The organism is Actinomadura sp. GC306 (assembly GCF_004348665.1).
Taxonomy (GTDB): domain Bacteria; phylum Actinomycetota; class Actinomycetes; order Streptosporangiales; family Streptosporangiaceae; genus Spirillospora.
Genome location: NZ_SMKM01000319.1, coordinates 1 through 6,972 on the forward strand (window position 1 = coordinate 1; position 6,972 = coordinate 6,972).

At 75.2% G+C, this 6,972-nt stretch carries 5 protein-coding genes and 1 pseudogene; all 6 read left to right on the top strand.

What is annotated here, in order from left to right; genetic code table 11:
- Positions 1-16: 16 nt before the first annotated feature.
- A complete protein-coding gene (locus E1200_RS29310; protein WP_131955322.1) occupies positions 17-814 on the top strand; it encodes a TlyA family RNA methyltransferase in 798 nt (265 codons plus the stop codon).
- A 155-nt stretch (positions 815-969) separates the two neighbouring features.
- Positions 970-1,854: pseudogene (locus tag E1200_RS29315) on the top strand (NAD kinase); the annotation flags it as partial.
- Positions 1,855-2,069: 215 nt separating this feature from the next.
- The gene (gene recN, locus E1200_RS29320) at positions 2,070-3,776 is read left to right on the top strand and encodes a DNA repair protein RecN (RefSeq protein ID WP_131955324.1); all 1,707 of its coding nucleotides are present in this window, start codon (positions 2,070-2,072) and stop codon (positions 3,774-3,776) included.
- A gap of 142 nt (positions 3,777-3,918) precedes the next feature.
- A complete protein-coding gene (gene steA / locus E1200_RS29325; protein WP_131955325.1) occupies positions 3,919-5,157 on the top strand; it encodes a putative cytokinetic ring protein SteA in 1,239 nt (412 codons plus the stop codon).
- The gene (locus E1200_RS29330; RefSeq protein ID WP_131955326.1) at positions 5,154-6,110 is read left to right on the top strand and encodes a copper transporter; all 957 of its coding nucleotides are present in this window, start codon (positions 5,154-5,156) and stop codon (positions 6,108-6,110) included. The genes steA and E1200_RS29330 overlap by 4 nt, the downstream gene beginning before the upstream one ends.
- 4 nt (positions 6,111-6,114) lie before the next feature.
- Positions 6,115-6,972, top strand: an 858-nt coding sequence (locus tag E1200_RS29335; protein WP_131955327.1) for a hypothetical protein, incomplete at its 3' end; no start/stop codon positions are given.

Sequence of the window (6,972 nt, forward strand, 5' to 3'; positions counted from 1 at the left end):
CCCTCCGCCCCCGCCCGTGAGCAGGCGGCGGCTGGACGCGGAGCTCGTGCGGCGCGGCCTGGCCCGGTCCAGGGAGCACGCGGGGCAGCTGATCGGCGACGGCCGGGTGCGGGTCGGCGGGCAGACCGCGGCCAAGGCGGCGACGCAGGTCGAGACCGGCGCCGCGATCGTGGTCGCCGAGGCCGCCGGCGGCCCCGAGTACGTCTCGCGCGGCGGGCACAAGCTCGCCGGGGCGCTGGACGCGTTCGGCGGGCCGGACGTCAAGGGCCGAGTCTGCCTCGACGCGGGCGCCTCCACCGGGGGGTTCACCGACGTCCTGCTGCGCGCGGGAGCGGCCCGCGTGTACGCGGTCGACGTCGGGTACGGGCAGATCGCCTGGTCCCTGCGGACGGACGACCGGGTCACCGTGCTGGAACGGGTGAACGTCCGCGAGCTGACGCCGGAGATGCTCGGCGAGGCCCCGGAACTCGTCGTCGGAGACCTGTCGTTCATCTCCCTCAGGCTCGTCCTCGGGCCGCTGCGCGCGTGCGCGGCGCCCGACGCCGACTTCGCGCTCATGGTGAAACCGCAGTTCGAGGTCGGCAAGGACAGGGTCGGCGCGGGCGGGGTCGTGCGCGACCCGGACCTGCGCGCCGACGCGGTGCGCCAGGTGGCCGGGCACGCGGCGACGCTGGGGCTCGGGGTGCGGGGCGTGACGGCGAGCCCGCTGCCGGGCCCGTCGGGCAACGTGGAGTACTTCCTGTGGCTGCGCGCCGGGGCCCCGCCGCTCGCCCCGGCCGCCCTCGCCACGGCCATCGCGGAGGGCCCGCAGTGATGGGCGGCACGGTGATGGGCGGCACGGTGACGGGCGCGGTGATCGCCGGGGCGCCGCGGAACCGTACAGAGGGCGTCCGAACCGGGAACGTCCCCGGGCGGGCCGTTCGTCCAGGCGTCTGTACGCCGTAGCGCGTCGGGAGTGGGGCAGAGAGCATGAGCAAGAGGTCGGTGCTTGTCGTGGCGCACACGGGGCGTCCCGAGGCGATCCGCAGCGCCGAGCTGGTCATCGAGCGGCTCAGCGAGGCCGGCATCGGCGTGCGGGTCCTCGACGAGGAGGCCGCCGCGATCGGCGGCACGGGCGTGGACGTCATGCCCAGTACCGCGGCGGCGGCCGACGACGCCGAGGTCGTGATGGTCCTCGGCGGGGACGGCACGCTGCTGCGCGCCGCCGACCTGACCCGCACGACCGGGACGCCGCTGCTCGGCGTCAACCTCGGCCACGTCGGGTTCCTCGCCGAGGCCGAGCGCGAGGACCTCGCCGCCACCGTCGAGGGGGTCGTGGCCCGCCGCTACGACGTCGAGGAGCGCATGACGATCGACGTCACCGCGCGCCGCAACGGCACGATCCTCGGCACGACGTGGGCGCTGAACGAGGCCAGCATCGAGAAGGGCGAGCGGGAGCGGATGCTGGAGGTCGTCGCCGAGATCGACGGCCGGCCCCTCTCGAACTGGGGCTGCGACGGCGTGGTGTGCGCCACACCGACCGGGTCCACCGCGTACGCGTTCTCCGCCGGCGGCCCGGTCGTATGGCCGGAGGTCGAGGCGATGCTGGTCGTGCCGATCAGTGCGCACTCGCTGTTCGCGCGCCCGCTGGTGGTGTCGCCGCGCTCGTCGGTGGCGGTGGAGGTGCTGCCCGGCACGCCCCGCGCCGTGCTCTGGTGCGACGGGCGGCGCACCCTCGACCTGCCGCCCGGCGCGCGGGTCGAGGTCCGCCGCGGCGTCGAGCCGGTGCGGCTCGCGCGGCTGCGGCTCACCCCGTTCACCGACCGGCTGGTAACGAAGTTCGGGCTGCCCGTCACGGGGTGGCGGGGCCGGGTCCGCCAGCCCGCGCACCCGTCGCCCTCACTGGAGGACTCGCAGGTCGGGGACGGTGCGGCGGCGGGCGGCGCCGCCGGCCGGCCCGCGCCGGGCGGCGCCGCGGGCGGGGGGCCCGCGGCGCAGGACGGGGGAGCGGCCGGTGGGGAGAGGGGATAATCTCCACAGGCGCTGGACCGGGATCTGTTTTGCGGAGGGTTGTGACGCTGGTGCGCCCGATGGTCGATGAGGTGCGGATCCAGGGCCTCGGGGTGATCGACGAGGCCGTGCTCGATCTGTCCCCGGGGTTCAACGTGGTGACCGGCGAGACCGGGGCGGGCAAGACCATGGTCGTCACCAGCCTCGGGCTGCTGTTCGGCGGCCGCGCCGACCCGCAGCGGGTCAGGCCGGGCGCCGACCGCGCCACCGTGGAGGGCCGGATCGTCGTCGATCCCGGCGGCCGCGTGGTGGAGCGCGTCGAGGAGGCCGGCGGCGAGTTGGACGACGGCGCGCTGATCGTCACCCGGTCGGTGTCGGCGGAGGGCCGGTCCCGCGCGTTCCTCGGCGGGCGCTCCGTCCCCGTCAACGTGCTGATCAACCTCGCCGACGACCTGGTCGCCGTGCACGGGCAGTCCGACCAGCAGCGGCTGCTGCAGTCCGCGCGGCAGCGCGGCGCGCTCGACCGGTACGCGGGCGCGGCGCTGACCAAGCCGATGCGCGCCTACACCAAGGCGTACCAGCGGCACCGCCAGGTCACCGCGCTGCTGGAGGAGCTGACGACCCGGGCGCGGGAGCGGGCCCAGGAGGCGGACGTGCTCCGCTTCGGCCTGGAGGAGATCGAGAAGGTCGACCCGAAGGACGGCGAGGACGTCGGCCTCGCCGCCGAGGAGGAGCGCCTCGGGCACGCCGACGCGCTGCGCGGCGCCGCCGACACGGCGCACGAGGCGCTGCTCGGCGACGCCGCCGCCGCGTTCGAGGCCGCGAACGTGACGAGCCTGCTCGGCCAGGCCCGCAACGCGCTGGACGCCGTCCGCGAGCACGACCCGGAGCTGGCGGCGCTCGCCGACCGGCTCGCCGAGGCCGGCTACCTCGTCTCCGACGTCGGCACCGACCTCGCGTCCTACGCCGAGTCCGTCGACGCCGACCCCGCCCGGCTCGCCGCCGTCCAGGAGCGGCGCGCCGAGCTCACCGGCCTCACCCGCAAGTACGGCGGCGCGGAGGGCACGGTCGCGGAGGTCCTGGAGTGGGCGCGCAGGTCCGCGGCCCGGCTCACCGAGCTGGAGGGCGACGACGACCGCATCGAGGAGCTGCGGGCCGAGCACGCGGAGCTGACCGAGCGGCTCGCCGCCGAGGCGGCGGAGCTCACCGAGGTCCGCACCCGCGCGGCCGAGCGGTTCTCCGGCGCCGTCACCGAGGAGCTGACCGCGCTGGCGATGCCGCACGCCCGCGTCGTCGTCACCGTCACGCCGACCGGCGACTACGGCCCGCACGGCGTCGACGAGGTCGAGGTGCGGCTCGCGCCGCACCCGGGCGCCAACCCGCTGCCGCTGCACAAGGGCGCCTCCGGCGGCGAGCTGTCCCGCGTCATGCTGGCGATCGAGGTCGTGTTCGCCGGCGCCGACCCGGTCCCGACGTTCGTGTTCGACGAGGTGGACGCCGGCGTCGGCGGCAAGGCCGCCGTCGAGATCGGGCGCCGGCTGGCGCGGCTGGCCCGCAACGCCCAGGTGATCGTCGTCACACACCTGCCGCAGGTCGCGGCGTTCGCCGACCAGCACCTGCTCGTGGAGAAGTCCGACGACGGCAGCGTCACCAGCAGCGGCGTCACCGCCCTCGACCGGGAGGGGCGCGTGCGGGAACTGTCCCGGATGCTCGCCGGCCTGGAGGACTCCGAACTGGGCCGCGCCCACGCCGAGGAACTCCTGGGCATGGCCTCCGAAGAACGTTGACCGCGGCGCAAGGCCCCCCGCGGCGGCAGGGCGCCGCCGGACGGCGGCCCGCACGCGAAATCACCGAGAGTACACGAATGGACACGCCTGGACGCCCGCCTTTTCGGGCGTCCGCATCCGCGCTCTGGCAGGATGGCAAGTGATGAGCGACCCGTCACCCACCACCGAGCGCCGCGTCCGGCTGGCACAGAAACTGCCGCTGCGCGGGCTCGCGCTCGGCCGTGCCCGCGAGGACGGCCGGTCCGGGGTCAGCGCCACGGTCCGGCTCGACCGCCGCACCAAGGACCTCACCAAGCGCCTCCAGCCGGGCGAGGTCGCGGTGATCGACCACGTCGACCTCGACCGCGTCAGCGCCGAGGCGCTGGTGTCCTGCGAGGTCGGCGCCGTCGTCAACGTCGCCCCGAGCATCTCGGGCCGGTACCCCAACCTCGGCCCGCAGATCCTGCTGGAGGCAGGCATCCCGCTGGTCGACGACGTCGGCCCGGAGGTGTTCGCCAAGCTGCAGGAGGGCGACCAGGTCCGCATCGACGGCTGCGCCGTGCACCGCGGCGACGAGCTCATCGTCAAGGGCACCGAGCAGACCGCCGAGTCGGTGGAGACGGCGCTGGTCGAGGCGAAGGCGGGCCTCGCGAGCCAGCTGGAGGCGTTCGTCGCCAACACGATGGAGTACGTCAAGCGCGAGCGCGACCTGCTCATCGACGGCGTCGGCGTCCCCGAGGTCGCCACGAAGCTCAGCGGGCGGCACGCGCTGATCGTGGTCCGCGGCTACCACTACCGCGAGGACATCGCCACCCTGCGGCCCTACATCCGCGAGTACCGGCCCGTCCTGATCGGGGTGGACGGCGGCGCCGACGCGCTGCTGGAGGCCGGCTACCGCCCCGACATGATCGTCGGGGACATGGACTCGGTGTCCGACGACGCCCTCACCTGCGGCGCCGAGATCGTCGTGCACGCCTACCGGGACGGGCGGGCGCCCGGCCTGAAGCGGGTGCACGAGCTCGGCCAGGAGGCGGTCACGTTCCCCGCCACCGCCACCAGCGAGGACATCGCGATGCTGCTCGCCGACGAGAAGGGCGCCACGCTCATCGTCGCGGTCGGCACCCACGCCAACATGGTCGAGTTCCTCGACAAGGGCCGCGCCGGCATGGCCAGCACCTTCCTCACCCGGCTGCGGGTGGGCAGCAAGCTCGTCGACGCCAAGGGCGTCAGCCGGCTCTACCGCAGCAGGATCTCCACCTGGTCGCTGCTGTTCCTCGTCCTCGGCGCGCTCGTCGCCATCGTCATCGCCGTCGCCGTGTCCCCGGCGGGGGACGTCATCAGTCCCCTGCTCGCCGACCGCTGGCACGCCTTCGTCTTCTGGCTGACCGGACTCTTCACGTGATCGATTTCCGCTACCACCTCGTCTCCATCGTCGCGATCTTCCTGGCGCTGGCGCTCGGCATCGTGCTGGGCTCCACCACGCTGTCGGACTCGGTGAGCGACACCCTGCGGCAGCAGGCCAACCAGGCCGCCAAGACCGCCCAGCAGGCCCGCAACCAGCAGCGGCAGCTGCAGGAGCAGGTCAACGGGCAGGAGCGGTTCGCCGGCGTGCTGGCCCCGCAGATCGTCGCGGACCGGCTCAAGGGCCAGTCCGTCGTCCTGGTCGAGGCGCCCGGCGCCGGCGACGACAGCATCGAGCAGGTCAGCGAGCTGGCCAAGAACGCGGGCGCCGCCGTCACCGGCCGCGTCACGATCCAGAAGAAGCTCCTGGACGACGACCAGCTGATGACGGTCGACGAGCTGGCCACCCAGCTCAAGGCCGACGACGTGGAGTTCCCCGAGGACGCCAACGCCTACGACAAGGCGGGCGCCGTCCTCGCGCGCGCCCTCGTCACCGGCGACCCGGGCGAGTCGGGCCGCGAGGACGCCGCCGGCGGGGCCGTCCTCAACGGCTTCAAGGAGGCCGGGTACATCACCGCCACCGGCAAGCCCGGCCGGCACGCGACGCTCGCCGTGCTGATCGGCCCGGCCACCCCGTACGCCTACGAGGGCGGCGGCGACGACAACAAGGCCCTGATCTCGCTGGCCACCGCCCTCGACGCCGCCGGGCGCGGTACGGTCGTCGGGGGCCCGCCGACCTCCGCGCAGGAGGGCGGGCTGATCGCGGCGCTGCGCGACTCCGACGCCGGGGAGAGCGTCTCCACCGTCGACGTGGTGGACACCCCCTCCGGCCAGGTCGTCACGATCCTGGCGCTGCAGAACGAGATGAACGGCAAGAGCGGGCAGTACGGCACGGGCGCCGGCGCGAGCGGCTACCTGCCCTCGCCCGCTCCCACGGCGGGGAAGAACGGGTGACCTGATGAAGCGACGCATCGCCGCCGGCTCGGCGGGACGGCTCGGCGCGGTCGCCGGGGCGGCGCTGGGCGCCGCCGCCGCACGCGCCGCCTATGCCGCGCTGACCGGCAACCCGCCCGGCCTGAACGGTGTGCCGGGCGACGAGGTGTGGGGCCGCACCAACCACCGCGGTGAGCCGGTGACGCTGCTGGAGGGCCCCGCGGTCGTCGCGGGCGCCGCCGCGGCGGGGCTGCTGGCCCCCGGGGTCGAGGGCCGGATGCGGGCCGCCGCGCTGCTCGCCGGCGCCGGCTCGGGGATCCTCGGCGGCTACGACGACCTGGCCGGCTCGGCGTCCTCGCGCGGCTTCAAGGGCCACCTGACCGCGCTGGCCCGCGGCGAGGTCACCAGCGGCGCGGTGAAGATCCTCGGCATCGGCGCCACCGGGCTGGCGGCCGCCGCGATCGCCGGGTCGCCCGCCCCGACCCGGACGGGACGCGCGTTCGACGCCCTCGTCAACGGCGCGATCATCGCCGGGTCCGCGAACCTGATGAACCTGTTCGATCTGCGGCCCGGCCGGGCCGTCAAGGTCGGCCTCATCACCGGCGCGCCGCTGGCGCTGGCCCGCCCGTCCGCCGCCGTCGTCGCCGCGCCGCTCGGCGCCGCCGCCGCGCTGCTGCCCGAGGACCTCGGCGAGCGCGCGATGCTCGGCGACACCGGCTCCAACGCGCTCGGCGCGCTGCTCGGCCTGGCCGCCACCCGCCTCGGCCGCGGTCCCCGGCTCGCCGTGCTGACCGGGCTCGTCGGGCTGAACGCCGCCAGCGAGTTCGTCAGCTTCACCAAGGTCATCGCGGGCAACCCGGTGCTGAACCGCATCGACATGCTC